Origin of the sequence: Thioclava sp. F1Mire-8, from assembly GCF_002213165.1 — a bacterium.
GTDB lineage: Bacteria > Pseudomonadota > Alphaproteobacteria > Rhodobacterales > Rhodobacteraceae > Thioclava > Thioclava nitratireducens.
This window is the reverse complement of record NZ_NBNY01000001.1, coordinates 1781816-1802847: the sequence shown is the minus strand read 5'-3', so window position 1 is coordinate 1802847 and position 21032 is coordinate 1781816. Positions and strand designations below refer to the sequence as shown.

20 protein-coding genes and 1 pseudogene are annotated in these 21032 nt (G+C 61.7%); 13 read left to right on the top strand and 8 right to left on the bottom strand.

Annotated elements, in window-relative coordinates; translation table 11 throughout:
- Nucleotides 1–410 precede the first annotated feature (410 nt).
- From B6V75_RS08355 to B6V75_RS08310, 10 genes and pseudogenes are all read left to right on the top strand, one after another.
- Nucleotides 411–801 (top strand): annotated as a pseudogene (locus B6V75_RS08355) (antitoxin Xre-like helix-turn-helix domain-containing protein).
- 588 nt (nucleotides 802–1389) lie between these two features.
- Nucleotides 1390–2550, top strand: coding sequence for a transporter substrate-binding domain-containing protein (locus B6V75_RS08350; protein WP_088719321.1), 1161 nt, complete (start codon nucleotides 1390–1392; stop codon nucleotides 2548–2550).
- A complete protein-coding gene (locus tag B6V75_RS08345) occupies nucleotides 2547–3203 on the top strand; it encodes an ANTAR domain-containing protein (protein WP_088719320.1) in 657 nt (218 codons plus the stop codon). Before B6V75_RS08350 ends, B6V75_RS08345 begins: the two co-directional genes overlap by 4 nt.
- Nucleotides 3204–3244: 41 nt before the next feature.
- On the top strand, nucleotides 3245–4480 hold the full coding sequence (locus B6V75_RS08340) for an urea ABC transporter substrate-binding protein (RefSeq protein WP_078520575.1): 1236 nt from the start codon (nucleotides 3245–3247) through the stop codon (nucleotides 4478–4480).
- A 105-nt stretch (nucleotides 4481–4585) separates the two neighbouring features.
- On the top strand, nucleotides 4586–5458 hold the full coding sequence (locus tag B6V75_RS08335; protein WP_078520226.1) for a branched-chain amino acid ABC transporter permease: 873 nt from the start codon (nucleotides 4586–4588) through the stop codon (nucleotides 5456–5458).
- A gap of 1 nt (nucleotide 5459) precedes the next feature.
- Nucleotides 5460–6530, top strand: a complete 1071-nt coding sequence (locus tag B6V75_RS08330) for an ABC transporter permease (RefSeq protein WP_088719319.1) — start codon at nucleotides 5460–5462, stop codon at nucleotides 6528–6530.
- Entirely contained in the window at nucleotides 6530–7246 is a 717-nt protein-coding gene (locus B6V75_RS08325) for an ABC transporter ATP-binding protein (RefSeq protein WP_038079765.1), read from the top strand. Before B6V75_RS08330 ends, B6V75_RS08325 begins: the two co-directional genes overlap by 1 nt.
- On the top strand, nucleotides 7239–7952 hold the full coding sequence (locus tag B6V75_RS08320; protein ID WP_088719318.1) for an ABC transporter ATP-binding protein: 714 nt from the start codon (nucleotides 7239–7241) through the stop codon (nucleotides 7950–7952). Before B6V75_RS08325 ends, B6V75_RS08320 begins: the two co-directional genes overlap by 8 nt.
- Before the next feature lie 45 nt (nucleotides 7953–7997).
- Nucleotides 7998–8996 (top strand): acetamidase/formamidase family protein, encoded by a 999-nt coding sequence (locus tag B6V75_RS08315; RefSeq protein ID WP_088719317.1) that lies wholly within the window; start codon nucleotides 7998–8000, stop codon nucleotides 8994–8996.
- Between the two features lie 228 nt (nucleotides 8997–9224).
- Entirely contained in the window at nucleotides 9225–10763 is a 1539-nt protein-coding gene (locus B6V75_RS08310) for an amidase (RefSeq protein ID WP_088719316.1), read from the top strand.
- A gap of 111 nt (nucleotides 10764–10874) precedes the next feature.
- On the opposite strand, the gene B6V75_RS08305 is transcribed toward B6V75_RS08310, so the two are convergent.
- Both B6V75_RS08305 and B6V75_RS08300 read right to left on the bottom strand, forming a co-directional pair.
- Complete coding sequence (locus tag B6V75_RS08305) at nucleotides 10875–11117, bottom strand: hypothetical protein (RefSeq protein WP_088719315.1); 243 nt, start codon at nucleotides 11115–11117, stop codon at nucleotides 10875–10877.
- 754 nt (nucleotides 11118–11871) lie between these two features.
- Nucleotides 11872–12048 (bottom strand): topoisomerase DNA-binding C4 zinc finger domain-containing protein, encoded by a 177-nt coding sequence (locus tag B6V75_RS08300; RefSeq protein WP_088719314.1) that lies wholly within the window; start codon nucleotides 12046–12048, stop codon nucleotides 11872–11874.
- A gap of 204 nt (nucleotides 12049–12252) precedes the next feature.
- Here B6V75_RS08300 and B6V75_RS08295 point away from each other — a divergent pair, with 204 nt between their 5' ends.
- The 3 genes from B6V75_RS08295 to B6V75_RS18445 are packed head-to-tail and all read left to right on the top strand — an operon-like array spanning nucleotide 12253 to nucleotide 14576.
- Nucleotides 12253–12546: a hypothetical protein gene (locus B6V75_RS08295; protein ID WP_088719313.1), complete on the top strand. Its 294-nt coding sequence runs from the start codon at nucleotides 12253–12255 to the stop codon at nucleotides 12544–12546.
- Nucleotides 12547–12558: 12 nt separating this feature from the next.
- Nucleotides 12559–13953 (top strand): hypothetical protein, encoded by a 1395-nt coding sequence (locus tag B6V75_RS08290; protein ID WP_146735117.1) that lies wholly within the window; start codon nucleotides 12559–12561, stop codon nucleotides 13951–13953.
- Nucleotides 13950–14576 carry a hypothetical protein gene (locus B6V75_RS18445; protein WP_146735116.1) on the top strand — a complete coding sequence of 209 codons (627 nt, stop codon included), beginning with the start codon at nucleotides 13950–13952 and terminating at the stop codon, nucleotides 14574–14576. The genes B6V75_RS08290 and B6V75_RS18445 overlap by 4 nt, the downstream gene beginning before the upstream one ends.
- 601 nt (nucleotides 14577–15177) lie before the next feature.
- Here B6V75_RS18445 and B6V75_RS08285 read toward each other — a convergent pair.
- The 6 genes from B6V75_RS08285 to B6V75_RS08260 form a co-directional block, all read right to left on the bottom strand.
- Entirely contained in the window at nucleotides 15178–15387 is a 210-nt protein-coding gene (locus B6V75_RS08285; protein ID WP_088719311.1) for a hypothetical protein, read from the bottom strand.
- 318 nt (nucleotides 15388–15705) lie between these two features.
- Entirely contained in the window at nucleotides 15706–16860 is a 1155-nt protein-coding gene (locus tag B6V75_RS08280; RefSeq protein WP_088719310.1) for a Gfo/Idh/MocA family oxidoreductase, read from the bottom strand.
- Nucleotides 16857–17921, bottom strand: a complete 1065-nt coding sequence (locus tag B6V75_RS08275) for a sugar phosphate isomerase/epimerase (RefSeq protein ID WP_088719309.1) — start codon at nucleotides 17919–17921, stop codon at nucleotides 16857–16859. Before B6V75_RS08275 ends, B6V75_RS08280 begins: the two co-directional genes overlap by 4 nt.
- A 67-nt stretch (nucleotides 17922–17988) precedes the next feature.
- Nucleotides 17989–19131 (bottom strand): Gfo/Idh/MocA family oxidoreductase, encoded by a 1143-nt coding sequence (locus B6V75_RS08270; protein ID WP_088719308.1) that lies wholly within the window; start codon nucleotides 19129–19131, stop codon nucleotides 17989–17991.
- Between the two features lie 11 nt (nucleotides 19132–19142).
- Nucleotides 19143–19904 carry a sugar phosphate isomerase/epimerase gene (locus B6V75_RS08265; protein WP_088719307.1) on the bottom strand — a complete coding sequence of 254 codons (762 nt, stop codon included), beginning with the start codon at nucleotides 19902–19904 and terminating at the stop codon, nucleotides 19143–19145.
- Nucleotides 19905–19936: 32 nt separating this feature from the next.
- The gene (locus B6V75_RS08260) at nucleotides 19937–21028 is read right to left on the bottom strand and encodes an ABC transporter ATP-binding protein (RefSeq protein WP_088719306.1); all 1092 of its coding nucleotides are present in this window, start codon (nucleotides 21026–21028) and stop codon (nucleotides 19937–19939) included.
- Nucleotides 21029–21032: the final 4 nt, after the last annotated feature.

Below are 21032 nucleotides of genomic sequence, written 5' to 3'. Positions count from 1 at the left end.
ACACGCGCGGCGCCGCGACGCTGGCTTGCTGTTCTTCGCCTTGCCCTTGAATTGCGGAAACACGGGCACCTCCCTTCTGCGGGCGCTCCCGGAGGAGTTGCGTAAGGGGCTCTTGCGGGCGACGAGCGGGTTCATGGAGACGAGGTCACGGGCAGATAAACAAGCCAAGCTTGTCTCGACCTCATCGTGCAAGCCGGGGGCTGGGATCGGCGGCCTGCAGCAGTCGCGCGATGTTAAGTTTGACGGGCCGGGGATGGGGTGATCCTGGTTGCTTTCCGCAAGATACTCTCGGCCCACCAAGGGGCACCCCTGCAACCCGCATCGCATATCCCGGGAGAAGCTCTCAAATAGATGCTTTGGGACGTTGGCGCGGTGCCCTATGCTCCTCCTAGTGACTAAGCGAGCCCGAAATGCAGATGAACGGCAAAGCCAAAGATCCGGCCCGGATGGCCGCCGTTGCGCTCCAAGCCTATACGCGCATCGTCGCGTTCTGGGGTCTCAGCGAGAAAGAGGCCGCCAGCCTCGCGGATATGGCCGAGAGCGAGTGGACGCGTGCGAAGGCGCGTGATTTCGCGGGCGAGCTGACGCGGAACCAGCTCCTGCGCCTGAGCGCAGCAGTTGGCATCTATGAGGCGCTCGAGCTCTATTTTTTCAGAGCCGCTCGCGAGAAGCTGGTTCACGCAGCCGAATACGGGTCACTTGTTTGGTGGGCGCCGTCCGGTCGAGACAGCCATTGAGGGTGGCCTGCCGCAGATCCTCGCGATCCGGATCTACCTCGACGGCCTGTTGCAAGGCGCATGAGCACGTCCCTCTGCGACGCTGTGTTCATCCAAACGCTTACTGAGCAAGCGCCAAGGGGAAGGGGCAGGAGCTCTGCAAGGGCGTGGCGACCTCGTGAACCTTCTCAGGAGAGATCCTCATCTCCCTCACGAAGGAGTTCTGAAGATCCGGCGGGGCTTCGGAGAAGAACGAGAAGACGGGTCAGGTGGTGCTCTTTAGCTACGCTCAGACCTAAATGAGCTTCTCTGAGGCCTGTATCAGGCTTTCGTGAGGTGCTTTCGATTGGGAGCAAACCTTTTGGTGACGCAGGGCCTGATGCCCATGAGCCAAGTGGAGATAACGCGAGTCCATTCGTTGCATCTGGAATACGCCCAAATTGCGGACAATCGGCATTCGTGAGAGCTTAAACAATGAGCAGGCCGCCGCTTAGGTGCAGGCCGTTCACAGCGAATTTAGAAGCCTGTTGACAGATTTGAGACCGAATCCTAGCGTAAGGTAAGCGCAGAGCAAATGTGCTCGCTACGGCGCGTTGAATCCTTAGATATGTCGGCATTTTCGCCTCCAAAGCAGTTTCTGCTTCTGGGGGTTTTTGTCGTTGGAAGATCGAAAATGACACGTCTCGACCTACAGATCGGCCTGCTTTTCTCGACCACCGGCGCATACGGTAGAGTCGCGCACACGCAGCTCAACGGCGCGCAGCTTGCCTGTGACGAGATCAATGCGGACCCGAGCGCGGCAGTCACGTTCCATCCCATCCATATCGACCCCGAGAGTGACCTGCACAAATACGCGCCGGCGGTTCAGAGCATGTTCGATCGCGGCATCCGCCATATCTGCGGCTGCTACACCTCGTCGAGCCGCAAGGAAGTGATCCCGCTCTTCGAAAAGCATGACGCGCTGCTGTGGTATCCGACGCATTACGAAGGGTTCGAGAGCTCGACCAATGTCATCTATACGGGCGCTGCGCCGAACCATCACATGTCGCCGCTCATCGATTTCCTCTGCGCCCGCTTCGGTCGCCGCGCCTATTGCATCGGCTCGAACTATATCTGGGGCTGGGAAAGCAACCGGGTGATGCGCGAAGAGCTGCAGCGGCGCCTCGGCGAAGTGGTGGCGGAGCGGTATCTGCCGGTCGGCGAGACCGATATGGCCGCCATCATCGAGGAGATCCTCGAGACCAAGCCTGATTTCGTGTTCAACGCGCTGATCGGCGAGTCCTCTTACGCGTTCTTCCGTGCCTTCCGCGAGACCTGCGAGGCGCGCGGGATCGAGCAGACGACGCGCTTCCCCATTGCAAGCTGTAACCTGTCGGAGCCCGAACTTCGCGCAATCGGGCCGGTCGGGGCCGATGGGCAGATCAGCTCCAGCGTCTATTTCTCGTCCCTTGCGGGCGAGCGGAACAAGCGCTTCGTCGAGGCCTATGGCAAAGCCTTCCCCGACGGGCCTGTCGTCTCCGCCGAAGCCGAAGCCGCTTATGTCGCCATACATATGCTCGCAAAATCCATCGCCGATGCGGGCACCGCGTCGGTGGGGGCGGTTCTCGAAGCGGCTGCAGGTCAGGTTTTCGACGCGCCGCAAGGCCGAGTCACGATCGACCCCGAAACCTACCACGCCTCGCTCACGCCCCGCATCGGGCTGTCGCGCGCGGATTTCGAGTTCGACATCCTGCTCGAAGCGCCCGAACCCATCGCGGCCGACCCGTATCTCGTGTCCTCGACGACGACTTTCGAGCCGGCGGAGCGGCGCAGGAACGTGAGGGTGGTTCAATGAAGACACCCCGGATCGCGCAAAACTTCCGCGGCCGGAGGGCCGTCATCTTCACCACCGAGGGCCGCTCGCTGGGCATTCTCGAAACGACATTGCGTCGGCTGGGGCTGGAGCCGGATACCCGTCCCGTCTCGCCCCGCCAGGTTTTCGAACTGCCCGAAGACCTGAGCCCGGAGTCCGACCTCGTCATCATCGACGGCGACCTGAACCTGCCGCAGGCTTGGCCCGACAGCTACAACCTGTCGCCCCAGCATGCGCCGTGTCCGACGGTCGGGCTGGTCGGAACGGAAGCGCCGAGCCGTCTCAAGGCGATGCTCCAGCTTGGGGCCGCGTCCTTCCTGCAAAAACCGATCCACAGCGGCGCCGTCTATTCCGCTCTCTATCTGGGCGTGAACGCGTTCGAGCAAATCGACGGCCTCAAGGCGAGCCTCGACGATATGGGCGAGCGCCGCCGCAAACGGATTTACGTCATCAAGGCTGTCGCTGCGCTCATGCGCCAGCGCGGGCTTAACGAAGATGCCGCATATGACCTTCTGAGAAAGGAGAGCATGCGCGCGCGCGTCAGCGTCGAGGACCACTGCGAGGCCCTGATGCTGGCAAACCCGGACAGCGATCTCAATCGCGGTGAAACGAAAAAGAGGTGTCAGGCGCGCTAGCCCAGCAAGGCACCCGGAAAAACCTCAACAAGGAGTTGAAAATGACCAGGAAACTGATCAGCACCGCTTCGGTGCTCGCTACCCTATTGTCTTTTGCAGGGCCCGTGATGGCTCAGGACGCCGAGCCGATCAAGATCGGCGTGCTCGAAGACCAGTCGGGGGATTTCGCCCTCGCGACCATCGGCAAGGTGCATGGCATCCAGCTGGCCACCAAGGAAATCAACGACGCGGGCGGGATCGCCGGTCGTCCGATCGAGCTAGTGACCTACGACACCCAGTCGGACAACACGCGCTATCAGGAATTCATGCGCCGCGTGCTGCAGCGCGACAAGGTGGACGTGGTCTTCGCGGGCTTCTCCTCGGCCTCGCGTGAAGCCTATCGCCCGATCGTCAACCAGTTCGACGGGCTGGCCTTCTACAACAACCAGTATGAAGGCGGCGTCTGCGACGCGAACATGATCGTTACCGGCGCGGTGCCGGAGCAGCAGTTCTCGACGCTGATCCCCTACATGATGGAGAAGTACGGCAAGAACGTCTACACCATCGCCGCCGACTACAACTTCGGTCAGATCTCGGCCGAATGGGTGCGCAACATCGTCAAGGACAACGGCGGCGAGATGGTGGGCGAAGAGTTCATCCCGCTCGGCGTGTCGCAGTTCTCGCAGACCATCCAGAACATTCAGGCGGCCAAGCCCGACTTCGTGGTGACGCTGCTCGTGGGCACGGCGCAGTCGTCCTATTACGAGCAGGCCGGTTCGGCGAATGTCGACCTGCCGATGGCGTCCTCGGTGAACGTGGGTCAGGGCTACGAGCATAAGCGCTTCACGCCCCCGAGCCTGAAGGACATGTATGCGACGGTGAACTATGTCGAGGAAATCGACACGCCGGAAAGCAAGGCTTTCGTCGAGAAGTTCCACGCGATGTTCCCCGACGAGCCCTACATCAACCAGGAAGCCGAGAACTCCTACGCGGCGGTCTATCTCTACAAGGAGATGGTCGAGAAAGCCGGCGGCTCCACCGCTCTGGAAGACGTTCGTGCCACGCTCGCCGATGGCAACCTGTGCTACGACGCGCCCGAGGGCGAGATGTGCATCGATCCGAAGAGCCAGCACACCTCGCACACGATCTATCTGGCCCATGTGCTCGAAGATCACTCGATCGAGTTCCCGAAGAAATGGGATGACATCAAGCCCTACTGGCTGGGCGATGTCGGCTGCGATCTGACCCAGAACGATCCGAGCGACCAGTACACCCCGTCGCACCTGCCGACGGAGTAATCCGACGCATCGCGGATGCGGGGCCCCTTGGCTCCGCATCCGTCCCCTCCCGGATTTTCCTGCCCGGATTTCCCTGAACGACGGCCACCAAGAAAGGGACGGTCTATGGAGTTCCTCTACTCTCTTTTCAGCTTCTTCTATCAGTTCGGAGACGCGTTCGCCTTCCTCGTGCTCAGCGCCTGCGGCCTCGCGGTGATCTTCGGCATGATGGGCGTGATCAACCTCGCGCATGGCGAGTTCATCCTCTGCGGCGCCTATGTCTCGACGAGCGCCACCCATATGGGCGTGCCCCTTCCGATCGCGATCGCGCTGGGCTCTCTGGCCGCCGGTATCGCCGGAATGATCGTCGAGGTCGTGGTGATCCGACCGCTCTATAAACGTCCCCTCGATACGATCGTGGCCACCTGGGGGATCTCGATGATCGTCACCCAAGGGACGCTGATCGTGCTGGGCACGACGATGGCGGGCAGCGGCACGCCCTTCGGCAGCTTCACCGTCGGCGACTATTCCTATTCGATCTACCGCATCGTGCTCGTGGTGATGGCGCTCGCGACGCTGGCCGCCTTGTGGCTGATGTTCACCAAGACGCGCTTTGGCATCCTTGCCCGCGCCACGATCCAGGTGCCGCATGTGGCCGAGGCGCTCGGGGTCAACACCAACCTGATCTACAGCCTGACCTTCGGTCTGGGCGCGGCGCTCGCGGGACTTGCCGGTGGGCTTTACGCGCCGACGATGACGCTCGTGCCGACGATGGGGGCCGCCTTCATGGTCGAGGCATTCGTGACCGTCGTCGTGGGCGGTGCAGACATCTTCCTCGGAACGGCGCCTGCCGCGGTCGTGCTTGGCTTCATCAAAGCATCGCTGACCTCCTGGCAGGGCCAGCTTGCCGGTCAGATCGGTATGCTCATCGCCGTCATCATCGTGATCCGCATCCTGCCGCGCGGCATCAGCGGCAAGATCCTGAAAGAAAGGGCCTGACGTGAGCAGCGCATCCCGTTTCACTTCCATTCTGAAGCTCATCGAGGGGCCCCAAACCCTCGGCAAGGGACCGAAATTCTGGTCGGGCTTCACTGTCGTCCTGCTCGCCGCCTGCGCCTATCCGGCCTTTGCGGACAGCTACGACGTCGGCAATAACGTCTATTTCTTCAATTGGCTCTTCATGGCGATGGGGCTGAGCCTGATCTGGGGCTATGGCGGGGCGCTCAGCTTCGGCCAGACCGCCTTCTTCGGGGTCGCGGGCTACGCCTACGGGGTCCTGACGATCAACCTGGGCGACGCCTACGGTCTGACGCTGCTCTCACTGGTGCTGGCGGTTGGCCTGAGCGCGCTCTTCGCGGCGATCCTTGGCTACTTTCTGTTCTTCGGGCGCATCAGCGGCGTGTTCCTCGGCATCGTGACGCTGTCGGTGACGCTGGTGCTCGAGCGCTTCATGGCGCAGACGGCGGGGCCCGAATGGGCGATCGGCAAGGCGCGTCTGAACGGCTTCAACGGCATGGGGGCGATGCCCTCGCTGACGATCCCGTGGCCGGGCGGCAATATCGTCCTCTACCCCGACGTGACCCTCTATTACGTCACGCTGGTGCTGCTGCTGGTCTGCTATCTCGGCCTGCGCATCCTCGTGAATTCGCGCTTCGGTAATGTCATCGTGGCGATCCGCGAGAACCCGATGCGGGCCGAGATGCTGGGCTATGACGTGCGCAAGTATCAGCTTGCGACCTTCGTCATCGGCTCCGCGCTCGCCGGGCTGTCGGGCGTGCTCTACACCTCCTGGGGCAACTACATCACGCCTGCGTCGATGGGAATGACGGCGGCTTCGCTGCCCATCGTCTGGGTCGCGGTCGGCGGACGCACGGATCTCACGACCACGGTCATCGGCACGCTTGCGGTGCTCATGGTGTTCCAGTCGCTCACGATCTACGGCAGCCAATACGCGCTGATCGTGATGGGGACGCTACTGGTGATCACTGTCCTGATCGCCCCGCGTGGCATCGTGATCGCGCTGCTCTCGCCCTTCATGCGCCGGAAATCCAAACTGGAAGGAGAGCGGTGATGGCCATTCTCGAAACACGCCAGCTCAACAAGCATTTCGGCGGGCTCCACGTCACGGGCAATGTCGATTTCGCGCTTCAGCCCGGAGAGATGCATTGCCTGATCGGCCCCAACGGGGCGGGCAAGAGCACCTTCTTCAAGCTGATCCTGGGCGAGCATCTGCCCGATAGCGGAGAGATCCTCTATGACGGCGAGGAGATCACCCGCGCGAAGCCGTTCGAGCGTATCCGCAAGGGGATCAGCGTGAAGTTTCAAGTGCCCGGCATCTTCAAGGAACTGAGCGTCCAGCAGAACCTGACGATCGCGCTTCAGCACCATGTCGCGCCCGAGATCCTGCAAGAGGAGATCGACCGACTGCTGGAGTTCCTCAAACTCTCGCAGGACCGCAAGCAGCTCGCGGGCAATCTCAGCCACGGTCAGAAACAGTGGCTCGAGATCGGCATGGCGGTGGCGCTGAAACCGCGCCTGCTGCTGCTGGACGAGCCGACCGCCGGGATGACGCCCGACGAGACTTTCGCCACCGGTGAGATGCTTCAGGAGCTCAACCGCGAAGGCATGACCCTACTGGCGGTCGAGCACGACATGGCCTTCGTGCGCCAGATCGCCCACCAGGTCACCGTGCTCCATTTCGGCAAGATTTTCGCGCAGGGCACCATCGACGAGATCGTCGCCGATGAACGTGTCGCCGCCATCTATCTGGGAGAAGTCGATGCGTAAGGAAGTCCTTCTCGACGTGATCGACCTCAATGCGGGCTACGGCGGCAAGCCGGTGCTCCAAGGCGTCGATTTTCAAGTCCGCGAGGGCGAGATCGTCGCCGTGATCGGGCGAAACGGGGTCGGCAAATCGACCCTGATGAAGACGCTGATCGGGCTGTTGTCGACCGACAAGGGGTCGATCAACCTTGACGGCGCGTCGATCGATCTGCTCTCGGCGCATAAACGGGCGCGCAAAGGCATCGGCTATGTGCCGCAGGGCCGCGATGTCTTCCCGCGCATGACCGTGTTGGAAAACTTGCTCGTCGGCGAAAGCATCGCGGGCAAATCCACACCGGGCAAGGTCGACGAGATCTTCCGCTATTTCCCGATCCTCAAGGAGCGCGCCGATCAGCGAGCGGGCACGATGTCGGGCGGCCAGCAGCAGCAGCTCGCCATTGGACGCGTGCTGATGGGCGATCCGTCGATGATCCTGCTCGACGAGCCGTCCGAGGGGATCCAGCCGAACATCGTGCAGGACATCGCGCGCATCATGGTCGAGTTGAACCGCGAAACCGGCGTGACCGTCGTCTTCGTGGAGCAGAATGTCGACATGATCCGGGCGATGGCGCAGCGCTGCTACGTCATGGACAAGGGCCGGATCGTCGCCGAGCTCGACCGCGAGGTGCTGCAGGACCGCGACACGATCCGACGATACCTGTCGGTCTGATCTCCCCGGAAAAATCAGGAAATTTTCAATTAAAAGGAGCAACTTATGAGCTGGTTCGAAGAATCCATCATGGCGCGCAAGGGCGTGGCGAAAGGTCAGACCCTCGAGAAACGCACGATCACCGAAGAAGAGCAGGGAAGCTATCCCTACATCTACACCGCCGGCATCGAGCCGGTCCTGACCGTCGATCCCGGCACCGTCGTCAGCGCCGAGACCCATGACGCGTTCGAAGGCGCGATCAAGTCGGAGACCGACAAGCCGACCGAGATCCTGAACTTCCCGTTCCTGAACCCGCAAAACGGCCCGATCTACGTCAACGGCGCAGAGAAGGGCGACACGATCGCGGTCTATATCGAAAGCATCGTGCCGCGCGGGCCGCAGCCGCGGGGCACCACGGTGATCATGCCCGAATTCGGCGGTCTGGTTCCCACCTTCGAGACCGCGCTCCTGACCGCGCCGCTGCCGGAGGTGGTGCGCAAGCTTGAGATCACCGTCGAGGAGGGCACGAAGTGGAACGACAAGATCAGCCTGCCTTACGAGCCCTTCATTGGCACGATCGGCACGGCTCCGATCGCCGAGGCGATCTCCTCGCTGGTGCCGGATTATTATGGCGGCAACATGGACCTTCCCGATGTCGCACCGGGCGCGGTCGTCTATCTGCCCGTGCAGACCGAGGGCGGCTATCTGTTCCTCGGGGATTGCCACGCAGCCCAGGGCGACGGTGAGCTTTGCGGCGTCGCGGTCGAGCACCCGACGGTGACCACCGTGCGCATCGACCTGATCAAGAACTGGACCATCCGCACGCCGCGTCTGGAGAACGAAGAGTTCTACATGACGGTCGGCTCGGCACGCCCGATGGAAGATGCCGCGCGCGGCGCTTACCGCGAGCTGATCCGCTGGATGGCCGCCGACTTCGGCTTCGACGAGATCGACGCCTATATGCTGCTCACCCAATGCGGGCGCGTGCGCCTCGGCAACATGGTCGACCCGAAATACACGGTCGGGGCCTCGGTCCTGAAGTCGATCGTCGGCATCTCTGAATGAGATTAGGGCCGCGCCCCTATCCCTTGTTGCGCGGTCTTTAACCTGTCGCCTCTGCCTTGGAGGGCAGCTTCTTGGGTGGGGGCGACCTTTTCGTCCCGGCTTCGACCGCCCCTGCGGCCTCATCGGTTCGCGCCACGTGTCGAGCTTCGTCACTTTCGATCCACCCCGCCCGGCTCCGGCTCGGGCGATGGCGGCACTATGCCCGCCAAACGGAAAAAGGAGTCTCTCATGTCCGCTCAAACGAAACCTGATTTGCCCGATCTCGGAACGCTCACCGTCGCCGCCGTTCAGGAGGGGCTGGCCTCGGGGACGTTCACCGCAGAGGCGCTGACCGAAGCCTGCATGGCTCAGGTCAAGGCGCTGAATGGCAAATACAACGCGATCATCTTCGAGAATGAGGCCGCCCTCGAGACCGCCCGCGACATCGACCGGCGGCGCGCTGCGAGCGAGGCGCTCGGGCCGCTGGCCGGGGTGCCGATCGTCGTGAAGGATCCGATGGACATGGCGGGCATCCCCACCACGGCGGGCTGGCGGCTGCTCTATTCCGGGACGGGCGGCGTTGACCTGATGCCCGAACGCGACAGCCCCGTGGTCGCCCGGATGCGTGAGGCCGATGCGGTCATCCTCGGCAAGACCAACGTGCCGATCCTCAGCTGGACTGGAACGCATGCGAATGACAGCTGGGCCGGTCCAACGATCAACCCCGCGATTGAGGCCCGCGCCCCGGGCGGATCGAGCGCGGGCACGGCGGCCGCCGTCGCCACCCATATGTGCGTCATAGGGCTCGCCGAGGAAACCGGCGGTTCGATCCAGAACCCGGCTTCGGCGCAAGGGCTGGTGGGCATCAAGCCGACGGTCGGGCTTGTGCCGAATGCCGGTGTGGTGCCGCTCTCGGGCAATCGCGACGTGGTCGGGCCGATTGCCCGCACCGTCATGGATGCGGCCCTTGGCCTCGATGTGCTGGCGGGGTTCACCACCGAAGACCCCAAGACGCTCGCCTCCGTCGACAAGATTCCCGAAGGCGGCTACGCCTCGGGCCTGTCGAAGGACGGACTGAAGGGCAAGCGGCTTGGGCTTTACGGGCCGGGCTGGCGGAAGAACGAACTATCCCACGAGACGGCGGATCTGTATGAGCGCGCGAAGAGCGAGCTTGAAGAACTGGGTGCGGTTCTGGTCGAGGACCCTTTCGCGGGCACCGATTTCGCAAGCTACCGGGAGATCACGCCGGGCACGCCTTTCTTCGACGGGCGCGGGCTGGAATCCATCCCCTATGACATGACGAAATACCTCGAACGGCTGGGCCCGAATGCGGCGATCAAGACCTGGGAGGAGTTCGTCGAGGCCACGAAGGAGGAAAACGTGCTCGCGAAAGGTGCGATCCTCGGCTTCCTCAACGAGCTGCCTGATTTCGTCGAGGCGGTGAAATCCCCGACCACGCCGCCCGCGCTGCCCGCGTTCACGGCCTTGAAGCGGACCTATCTGCTGCTGATGGAGAAAGTCTTCGCGCGCCATCAACTTGACGCGCTCGTCTATCCGCAGATGCTCTGCGAATTGCCGGGCCTGCATTCGGGCGATGCGATCCTCGAGACCACAGTCGGGGAGCTGAACATCGCCGGCATTCCGGGCGTCACCGTGCCGGCTGGCTACTACGCCTCGGGTGCGCCTTTCGAGCTGATCTTCCTAGGCCAACAGTGGAGCGAGCACCTCCTGATCCAATGCGCCTATGCCTATGAACAAGGCACCTTGCACCGAATTCCTGCGATTTGATGGGGTCCTCGGAGTGTTGGGGTGGTTGTCTCCGTTGCGATTTGAGGTCAGCTTTCGAACGGAAACCCTTCGCGGTAACCCCAACCGCGAAGGGTGACAAGGCGCTCCGTTTCAGCGCTGTCTAAACAGCGTCGACAGCTTTGCTATCTCTCGGGTGAGCATTGTCCTAGTGGCTGCTTTCCTGCGCATCTCGTTCATCCACGCGACCATCAGCGAATGGCGGATCTCCTCACGGCTGGCCTTGAAGCGCGCAAGTTTCTCTTCCGTGTGCTCACTTCGCGGCCCGAGGCTTTTCCCGGTGCCGCCGAAGCGGCGGTAGAGGTAGTTTTTGCCGGACCGGGTCTCGAACCCCACGCTGCTGCGGAAGCTGTAACGGCGCAGGTCCTCGGCCTCGAACCACGTCAGCCATAACTGCGACAGGTTAATCCCTTCGCGTTGTGTTCGTGGATCTAAGCTATTGAAGTCAAACGTTTTGTTGTCTCTGCGGCCGGAAGTTTTGCTGTGAGCGCAACAAATGCATTAAATTCAACAACTTATAGCAATAAGGCGCATGGAGCCCGGAAGAGGGCATTTCCGTCATCTCTGGGAGGCGCTCGGGCCTGTTCCGGCGTTTCGGCGCCCTGAGGGTTGGTCTGTAACCGCTACGTGCTGAATTCCAGCATATCTAGATCAACCAGACCGGTCTCCGCCAGCTTGTCACCGGCGCGCTCGCCGCTTCCCCTCTCGCAATCGGCGTCCTGCGCCGGGACGATATTCTTGCTTGGATTCGCTGCAGGCCGCTGCCGCCTGAGACGAGAATTCTGGAATCTGGAAATCGATGTGCCAAGGCACGTCGGATTATCCTTCCAAATGCGAGCCTTCAAACGGGGGGTGCTCGTTTTACTGTATTTGTTCAAACCCGCTTTCAAAACATTTCAGTGGCTTACGACGCGGTAGAGGTGCTCGTTCAACGACATCGCATGTCGCGAACCGAGCACCCCCGTGCTGTTGAATGAGCACCTGCGGGTCCGGCGCTTAAAGTGCTCGATTATATGCAGTTCGGGTGTGGCATGTCGTTGAACGAGCACCAAGGCGTTTGTCCCACTCCCCCGAAGATCGACGTGCTTTCTTACTCTTCGCGCGCGGGTCGCCCGTCGCGTCTACTCTCGCGAGGGGCTCGAATCTTCGCCTTGCCTCGGCAGTCCGGAAAACGCACGCAGCCAAGAAAGACACCGTAGCGGCCGCTGCGTTCGGTGAGCCCGCCTTCCCTGCAAGTGGGGCAGGCTGGTTGCTCCTGATATGGCACAGTTTACCCCAAAAAGGTTTCGACCGTCTTCAGCATGCCCTGGGCTGCTCTGCTAATCCAGAAGAAGGGTCATGTTCGCACTTCCATGAAAATACCAAATGCTATACCAAAATTAGTTATCATAATTACCAAAAAATCTCGATTATGGCATAGTTCGAAGTAATCAGATCGGCCAGATTAAGGATATCCAGAGGGAGATGTTCGATGTGCGATACGATATCAGAACTGCATGTCACGAAGCATGCCACTCTACGTTGCCAGCAACGGGGCATTCGCCGAGAGGACCTCGCGGCATTGATATTTTATGCGGATATCGAGGTTCCGGCGGGCGACCGCGCGATCATGATGCAGGTAAGCAGGGCGCGAGCGAGGCAACTCAACCTCGGCGACGGGCTGGCTCGCATGGGCGCAATCCTGTCCGAAGACGGCGCAATCGTTACCGTTGCGCGCATTCACAATAACCGACGCGGCAGAGCTTGGCGTCGGGGCCGCAACTGAGCGGGGGCTGCAATGAACGAAGAAGCCAGAAATCATCACAACGAGGCGCGCCGCAAGGTCCGTGCTCGTGTCGAAACGCTGCTCTCGGGCGGGGCACCCAAACGGCTGACGCCAAGGGCTCGTTTGGAAGCTGCAGCCTATATAAGCGCCTTGGTCACGAAGATACGAGCGAAGGAAGATGGTCCCAGCGTGACGAGCCTTTGCGCTATGCTAGGAGAGCGAATGTCGGACAGCCTAGAGCGATCGTCTCGCGAGCCTTTCAGGCTACACCGTTGGATGCTTAAGGCTGGGGTCACCGAAGTCACCAAGGATGTTGCGGCAAGTTATGCGCATCGCGCGGAACCTTTGCGCACAACGGCCACCTACCTGCTTTTGGTGGAGCATCTGGCACCGCTTGCGGGTCTAGACGTGCTGGATACCCAGTCTGACTTGTTAACAAGGCTCAACATCGCCGATGGTCCCCGGGGCGCCAAGATGGATGAACCAGAAGCCGCGCAGAAACTGGCCCAGAAATTGCACCAACACGCCGCAGCCATGGCGCGAAACCTAGATCTTGCCCGCCTTTTCCAGCGCGCCGAGCAGCTGCAGATCGGATGGGATCCCAAAGTAGGAGCGGATGCGAGAACGGATCTCGTGTTGCACGACAGCGCGTATTTCAGAGCAAAGGAGCCGGTTGCGTCTCGCTGGTGGTTGGAAGTTGCGGCACCACCGCTGCCCTCCGTCAAGGTGGCACGGTTGGCCTTCGGTCGGCTAACCGGTGTATTTCGGTTGACCGACGAAGATAGCAACGTGCAGGAGCTTGAAGGTGAAGCGACTGCTTACTGGGATTTGCATGTCGCGCTTGGCCCGACGGGGCCGTTGACTGTCGGTCCTTTGTTTCTGCGCAGCACCAGCGTCGATCTTAGGTTTCTGGAACGCTCGTTCTGCCTGCCTGAACTTCAGGATGATGTATACCAGTTCGTCAGCGGCTACCCATCCATGCCCTGCATTGAGTGGGAAGCGCGCACCTGGAAGGTCTCTTGTGACGCAGAACCACAGTATAAGGCACAGCCGGGAGCGTCAGACGTCGAGCCGCCTTCGGCAACAGTGCCGAATATTCGGTTAGAACCGGTGACGCCCTCAACCATTACCGCTTGGCTATTGTCTACGCAGGCGCCGGAGGACATCGACCTTTTACCCATGCCACCAGGAACGCCCACGGGATGGATCCGCGTGGAAAGTTTTGCACGCAGCGTAGAGGCCGCAATCCGAGATGGGCGCATGGACGCGCTATATAGCGACTGGGTCCTGCGTTTCACCCGCGGCCTCGACGATTTTGAACTCGAATGGCGCCGCGACTGCGCTGAAGGCGATGCAGCATTGCGTGTGCGCTACCAAGAAGCTGAACTGAAAGGGGATCAGGCGTGATTTTGAGTGATTGGCACGACCGTCTCGAGCAGACCGAACGCGAACTCGGATTGGATGACGGCTTCCGCTTTGTTTATGGTCCCGCTTCCACGCTTGAAAAAGGGAAAATGGCCTTCCTTTCTCTGAATCCAGGCCGTGCGCCATCAGGCACCATTGCGCGGCAGGTGGCTGACTCTCGGGGTAATTCTTATGAGATGGAAAAAAGCACGACACGCTCTCCCCTTACTGACCAGGCATTGCGGTGCTTCTCCTTTTTCGGCTTCAAACCGCAGAACGTAATGACAGGTGTCGTCTGCCCATTTCGGACACCGAGCTGGTCTGATCTCTCGAATTCTCAGCGCCGACGCGCCCTTGCCCTTGGTCAAGAGTTCTGGGCCGCCCCTTTGAACAGACAGGATCTAGATCTGATCGTTTGTTGCTCTAATGAGGCCGCGCGCTGCGTTACTACGTGGACGAGTGCTAAACTTGAGGCTGAAGTTTCGGCGGGATGGGGCAAAATCGAGATCAGCCGGTATCGAACCCAACGGGGTGTGCCCATTCTGACATTGCCCCATCTCTCCCGCTTCAAGCTCTTTGGTCGCCCTGCCTCTGAGGCTGCGATCCGAGTCCTCATGGGGCTCTAGGCCTAGCCTGAAGCCATGCTTGGTATGCGTGATCAAAGCGACCGCAGTGGAATGAGGCGAGCTCTTTTGTTACTTTTGCGAGCCTTTGTAGTCCCGCCGCTATGCGTCGACTGGCACCGGTCTTCCGCCGTTCCCGGCTTCATGGTCGGCTTTGAGCTGAGCCGGGGCTGCGCGACGCCCGTTTTATGAACGGCGACAACCATATCTTTGGCGCGGGACGTGCCCTCACGCTCTCGTCCCAGCAGGTCGGGAAATCCATCTGCCAAGGCAAGTCGGATCATCCTTCCAAATGCGAGCGTTCAAACAGGGGTGCTCGTTTTGCTGTATTTGTTCAAATCCACTTTCAAAACATATCAATGACTTACGGCGGGGTGGGGGTGCTCGATAAACGGTATGCCACGTCGCGAACCGCGCACCTCTATGCATTTTATCGAGCACCTGCACGCGCTGTGCTTTGCCTGCTCGATAATATGCATTTCGGGTGTCATGTGTCGTTTATCGAGCACCGAAGCCGAGCGGCAGCGGCTATTGCGACGGTTCGCGACTTCGGGCAACTGAGGTGCCAGATGCCCGTCCATCCCTGACCTTGCAGCGCGAACCTTTACTCACCGGCGTCGTCATCGCCATCTTCGAAGTAGACATCGTCGGAGATCGGCTGGCTCTTGAGCCATTGCACTTCTTCCTCGGTGAGGTCACCAAAATCAGCCGCGAGACGTTTGTAGTCGCGAGCGCGTTCGATCAAGACAGGAATGATCGCCGCCGCGCCAAAAGCGACGAACCCGAGCATGCCGACGATCTCATGTGCGCCCATGGCCACCTCCATTGAAGGCTTCAATTTCACAAGGAAAGGCCGGAAAAGTCAAATTTTCCGGCCTTTGGCTTCACCGGTATCCCAGCTCCGTCATCGACAGCTTCGTCCTCCCACACGCGTGGCGCCGCGACGCTGGCTTGCTGTTCTTCGCCTTGCCCTTGAATTGCGGAAGCCCGCTTCCGCCGAGGCACCGTAAGTGGGTTCTCGGAAAGTGAACAGAGACCATGGCGCGCAACAAGGTGCATACGAGGCGTCGGAAAAGTCTTCCAACTTCGGTCATTCATAAAGCGACGCTGACGACTCAGTCTCGGGCTTGCGTCAGAGCGCGGTCCAGACTCCTCCCGCCTGGGATGATCGCAAGGCTGCGGAGATGAAGCGCATTCCCGCCAAGCCATCAGCCACGCCAGGCAGCAATCCAAGCGGTCTGGGTTCGCCGCGCTCGTGGGCCAGAATCGCGTCAGCTGCGGCGCTATAGATATTGCCGAAGGCCTCGAGGAACCCTTCCGGATGGCCAGCCGGAACACGTGCCATCTCGGCCACCTCGGGCGTGAGCCCCGGCCCGCCACGGGACAGCAGATACGGGGGCTCTCCGAAGGGGGAGACGCGTAGACTATCGGGCGCGGTTTGCAGCCATTCAAGCCCCGCCGTCTCGCCGTAAACACGCAGTTTCAGCCCATTCTCGTTGCCCGGGGAGACCTGGCTGGCCCAGAGCATACCCTTCGCTCCGCTCTCATAACGGATCAACATCTGCACGTCGTCATCGACCGCGCGACCTGGCACGAAACTGGTGAGTTCGGCGCAGACTTCGCGCGGCTCAAGACCCGAGACAAAGCTCGCGAGGTTCATAGCATGGGTGCCGATATCGCCAAGCGACCCCGCTGCACCGGCCCGCGCGGGATCGGTTCGCCAGACAGCCTGTTTCGCGCCGTCCGCTCCCACCGGTTCGGTGAGCCAGTCCTGCGGATACTCGACCTGAACGACCCGGATGCGCCCAAGCTGTCCGGCTTCCACCATAGCGCGGGCCTGTCGCACCATCGCGTAGCCGGTGTAGTTATGTGTGAGCACGAAGAGCGCGTTTGAGGCGCGCACCTCTTCCGCCAGCGCCTCCGCTTCCTCGAGCTTGCGCGTCATTGGCTTGTCGCAGATCACGTGGATGCCCGCGCGCAGGAAGGCGGTTGCGACGGGCGCATGCATATGGTTGGGGGTTACGATCGACACCGCCTCGATCCCGTCGGGCCGCGCCGCTTCTTCTCGCGCCATCACTTCGAAATCCGCGTAGCTGCGCGCGGGGTCCAGCCCCAGCGCCGCAGCAGAGCGATGCGCGCGCGCGGCCTCGGAAGCAAGCGCCCCCGCGACTAGCTCGAACCGGTCGTCGAGCCGCGCCGCGATGCGGTGAACGCCCCCTATGAAGGCTCCCTCGCCGCCGCCGACCATGCCGAGGCGCAGTTTGCGATGTCCGTTCGTCTCGCTCATGTCTTGCCCTCCAGCCCGAGAATACGCCGATTGGCACCTTCGTCGGTGCCCGCGCCTGCGAAGTCGTCGAATGCGTGATCGGTCACGCGGATGATGTGGCGGGCGATGAACTCCGCCCCCTCGCGCGCGCCGTCCTCGGGATGCTTGAGCGCACATTCCCATTCAAGCACGGCCCAGCCGTCGAAGTCATGCGCCGCCATTTGCGAGAAGATCCGCCCGAAATCCACCTGCCCGTCGCCAAGCGACCGGAACCGCCCCGCGCGGTCCACCCAGGACTGATAGCCACCGTAGACGCCCTGCCGACCCGAGGGCACGAATTCGGCATCCTTGACGTGGAAGGCCCGGATACGGTCGCGGTAGATATCGAGATGCTCGAGGTAATCGAGCTGCTGCAGAACGAAATGCGAGGGATCGTAGAGCAGGTTGGCACGTTGGTGATTGTCCACCCGGTCGAGGAACATCTCGTAGCTGACCCCGTCATGTAGATCCTCACCGGGATGCAGCTCGAAACAGGCATCGACGCCGTTTTCCTCGCAGGCATCGAGCAGGGGGCGCCAGCGTGCGGCCAACTCGTCGAAGGCGCTCTCGATCAGCCCTGGCGGGCGTTGCGGGAAGGGGTAGAGGAAAGGCCAGGCCAGCGCCCCGGAGAAGGTGGGCATCGCCGAGAGCCCCATCCGGCGAGACGCGCGCGCGGCAAGCCGGACCTGCTCGCACGCCCATTCCTGTCGAGCCTTCGGTTTGCCGTGCAACTCGGGCGGCGCAAAGCCGTCGAGCAGTTCGTCATAGACTGGATGCGCTGCCACGAGCTGACCCTGAAGGTGGGTCGAAAGCTCCGTCACCTCCATCCCGTGGGCCGCGACTGTGCCGGTGATCTCGTCACAGTAATCCTGCGAGGTAGCGGCGCGCTCGAGATCGATCAGGCGGCTGTCCCATGTCGGAATCTGCACCCCCTTGTAGCCGAGCCCGGAGGCCCATCCGCAGATCGCGTCGAGACTGTTGAAGGGCGCATCATCGCCCACGAATTGCGCGAGAAAGAGGGCGGGCCCCTTGATCGTCTTCATTTCGGAATACTCCTGTCGGGTCGTTGCAGGCCAAGCGCGAGGGGAGGTCCCTCGCGCATGGTCGCTTTCAGTCTGATTTGCGCAAAAGCGCCCGCGCGCCCTCTGGGTCGAGCGCCGGGGCGCGGGTGCAGGTCGTCGTCATCTCCACGAAGACGCCTTCCTCGCCCGAGCGCAGGATCGCCGTCATGATCTCGATCCCGTGCAGCGCGCGGTCGATGGAGCAACGCGCTTCACCCCCCTCGATCAGAGAAAGCGCCATATCGGCGAGGCCCGCCGCGCGGTAATTGGCGACCATGCCGTGTGGGTGCTCCTGGTTGGGTTTGCCGAACGGGTGGGCCCAGGGCTCCACAGGTGCGATCTTCCCGTCGCGCCCCGCCATCTCCACCGGGCCACCGAAGAAGTTCGGATCCGGAAGGAAGAGCGAGCCCTCTGTTCCATAGAGTTCCATCGGCCCGTGGCGGTGCGCCCAGATATCCCAGCTCGTGGACAGCGTGATGGTCGCCCCTTGCGCAAATTCGAGCAAGGCATGGATGTTGGTGGCCGTCTCAACGTCGATCGTCTCGCCATTGCGTGGATCGGAGGTGATCGTGCGCGTGGGCGTCGCGGTGGAGGTCAGAGCCGCCACCCGCTTCACCGGACCGATCAGGTTGATCAGGTTTGCGAGGTAATAGGGGCCGAGATCGAGCATCGGACCGCCGCCCGGCTTGAAGAAGAAATCCGGGTTCGGGTGCCAATGCTCCATGCCGTGGCTCATCACGTGTGCGGTGCCTGCCGTGATCGTCCCGAGGCGCCCCTCGTCGATCAGCGCACGCGCCTGCTGATGCGCGCCACCAAGGAAGGTGTCGGGCGAGCTGCCCACCGAGAGGCCTTTGGCCTGCGCAAGGTCGCGCAGAGCCTTTCCGTCTTCGGCCGACAGGACGAAGGGCTTCTCGCTATAGACGTGCTTGCCTGCTTCGAGCGCCGCTTTCGCGACCTCGAAATGCGCCGCCGGGACGGTGAGGTTGATAATTACATCAATCGCAGGGTTCGCGAGAAGGTCCTCAACGCCTTGTTCCTCGACGCCGTATTCCTGCGCGCGCGCCTTGGCGACCTCCGGATTCAGGTCGGCACAGGCGACGACCCTGATGCCGCGAAAGAGCGGCGCGAAACCGAGATAGGTGGTCGAGATATTGCCGCAGCCGATGATGCCGATACCGAGTTCAGTGCTCATGCTATCCCCCTTCAGAGTTTGCGCGCGTTTTCGATCGATCTGCGGGCGAAGCGCGCATCGTCGGACGGGTTGTCATGTTCCATCACGAAATGGGCGGCCTTGCTGTCGTGGCGCAGGGCCTCGAGCAATCGGGGCCAGTCCATGACGCCGGTGCCAACATCGGCCCAGCCGTCTTCGTCGGCTTTTTCGCCTTCGGGGGCGATGTCCTTCACATGCGCGGCGGTGATCCGGTTGCCATGCCGTGAGAGCCAGTCGAGCGGGTCGGCACCTCCGCGCGTGATCCAGGCGATATCCGCCTCCCAGTCGAGATCTTCAGCTTCGAGTATATGCGCCATCGGCAGCGTGCCGTCGGCAAGCGGTTTGAACTCGAAATCGTGGTTGTGCCAGCCGAAGCCGAATCCGGCGGCACGGATCGGGGCGCCAGCGCGGGCAAGCCGCGTGCCGAACTCTGCCCAGCCTTTCGCATCGGTTGGCCGATCCGCCGGCATCAGGAAGGGCACATAGAGCGCTTCCATCCCTAAAGCGCGGGCGATGGCGATCGCACGGTCCGGGTCGCGCTCCACGACGTCGAGGCTGAAATGTCCCGTCGGCATCTTCAACCCGGCCGCATCGATCTGAGCGCGGAACGCATCCAGTTCCGACGCTCCGAGCTTCTCATAAAGCCCGCCGAACCCCTCGACGCTTGCATAGCCCGCCTGCGCGAGCATCTCGAGTGTTTGATCGAGCGGCCCCGCATTGCGCGAACTGTAAAGCTGGTAGCTGAAATCGGTCATGTGTCTCTCCTCCTGAAAAATCGATTGTGCGCCTAAAGGCGCTTTTCGCTTTGCGTGTCGAAGATCGACGCGCGGGCAATGTCGAAGGCGATGGGGAGGCGGTCGCCGGGGCGGTAGCGCTTGCCGGAGGCGCAGCGCACCGAGAGCTTGGCCTCGCCATAGGTGAGCCAGACGAGGCTGTCCGCGCCCATGGGTTCTTCCAACTCCACCTCGGCCTCTACCTCTCCCGGTTGGCCTGCCGCATCCCGGTCGAACAGCACATGTTCCGGGCGCACGCCGAGGATCACGTCGCGATCGACCGGTAAGAGGCCGTCGCTGTCATAGCCCGCAAGTCCCGTGGTAAAGCCTTGCCCTTCGAAGACCGGACCGTCCTGTCCAGCGACCAGGCGCCCTTCGAAGAAATTCATGGCCGGTGACCCGATGAAGCCCGCAACGAACATGTTGCATGGCCGGTTGTAGATCGTGAGCGGATCGTCGAGCTGCTGAATCTCGCCGCCATGCATCACCGCGATCCGGTCTGCCAATGTGAGCGCCTCGATCTGATCGTGGGTGACGTAGATCATCGTTGAGCGCAGCCGCTGGTGCAGCCGCTTGATCTCCACGCGAAGGTCGACGCGCAGTTTTGCGTCGAGGTTGGACAGCGGCTCGTCGAACAGGAAGACATCGGCGTCGCGCACCAGAGCCCGCCCGATCGCGACCCGCTGGCGCTGCCCGCCCGACAGGTTCGAGGGGCGACGCTTCAAGAGTGGTTCGATCTGCAGAATCTCGGCTGCGCGTGAGACGCGCTCTTCGATATCCTTCTTGGAATGGTGCGCGACGCGTAGCCCGAAGCTGAGATTCCTCTCCACCGACATCTGCGGATAGAGCGCGTAGGATTGGAACACCATGCCGATCCCGCGATCTTTGGGCTCGTCCCATGTCACGTTCTTGCCCGAGATCCAGACCTCTCCGTCGGAGATATCGATCAGGCCAGCGATCGCATTGAGAAGGGTGGACTTGCCGCAGCCCGAGGGGCCCAGCAGCACGAGGAATTCTCCCGGTGTGATGTCCAGTTGAAGATTGTTGATGACGTCCAACGCGCCATAGGTGATGCGCAGATCGCGGACACTAACAGAAGGTTCCATTGCA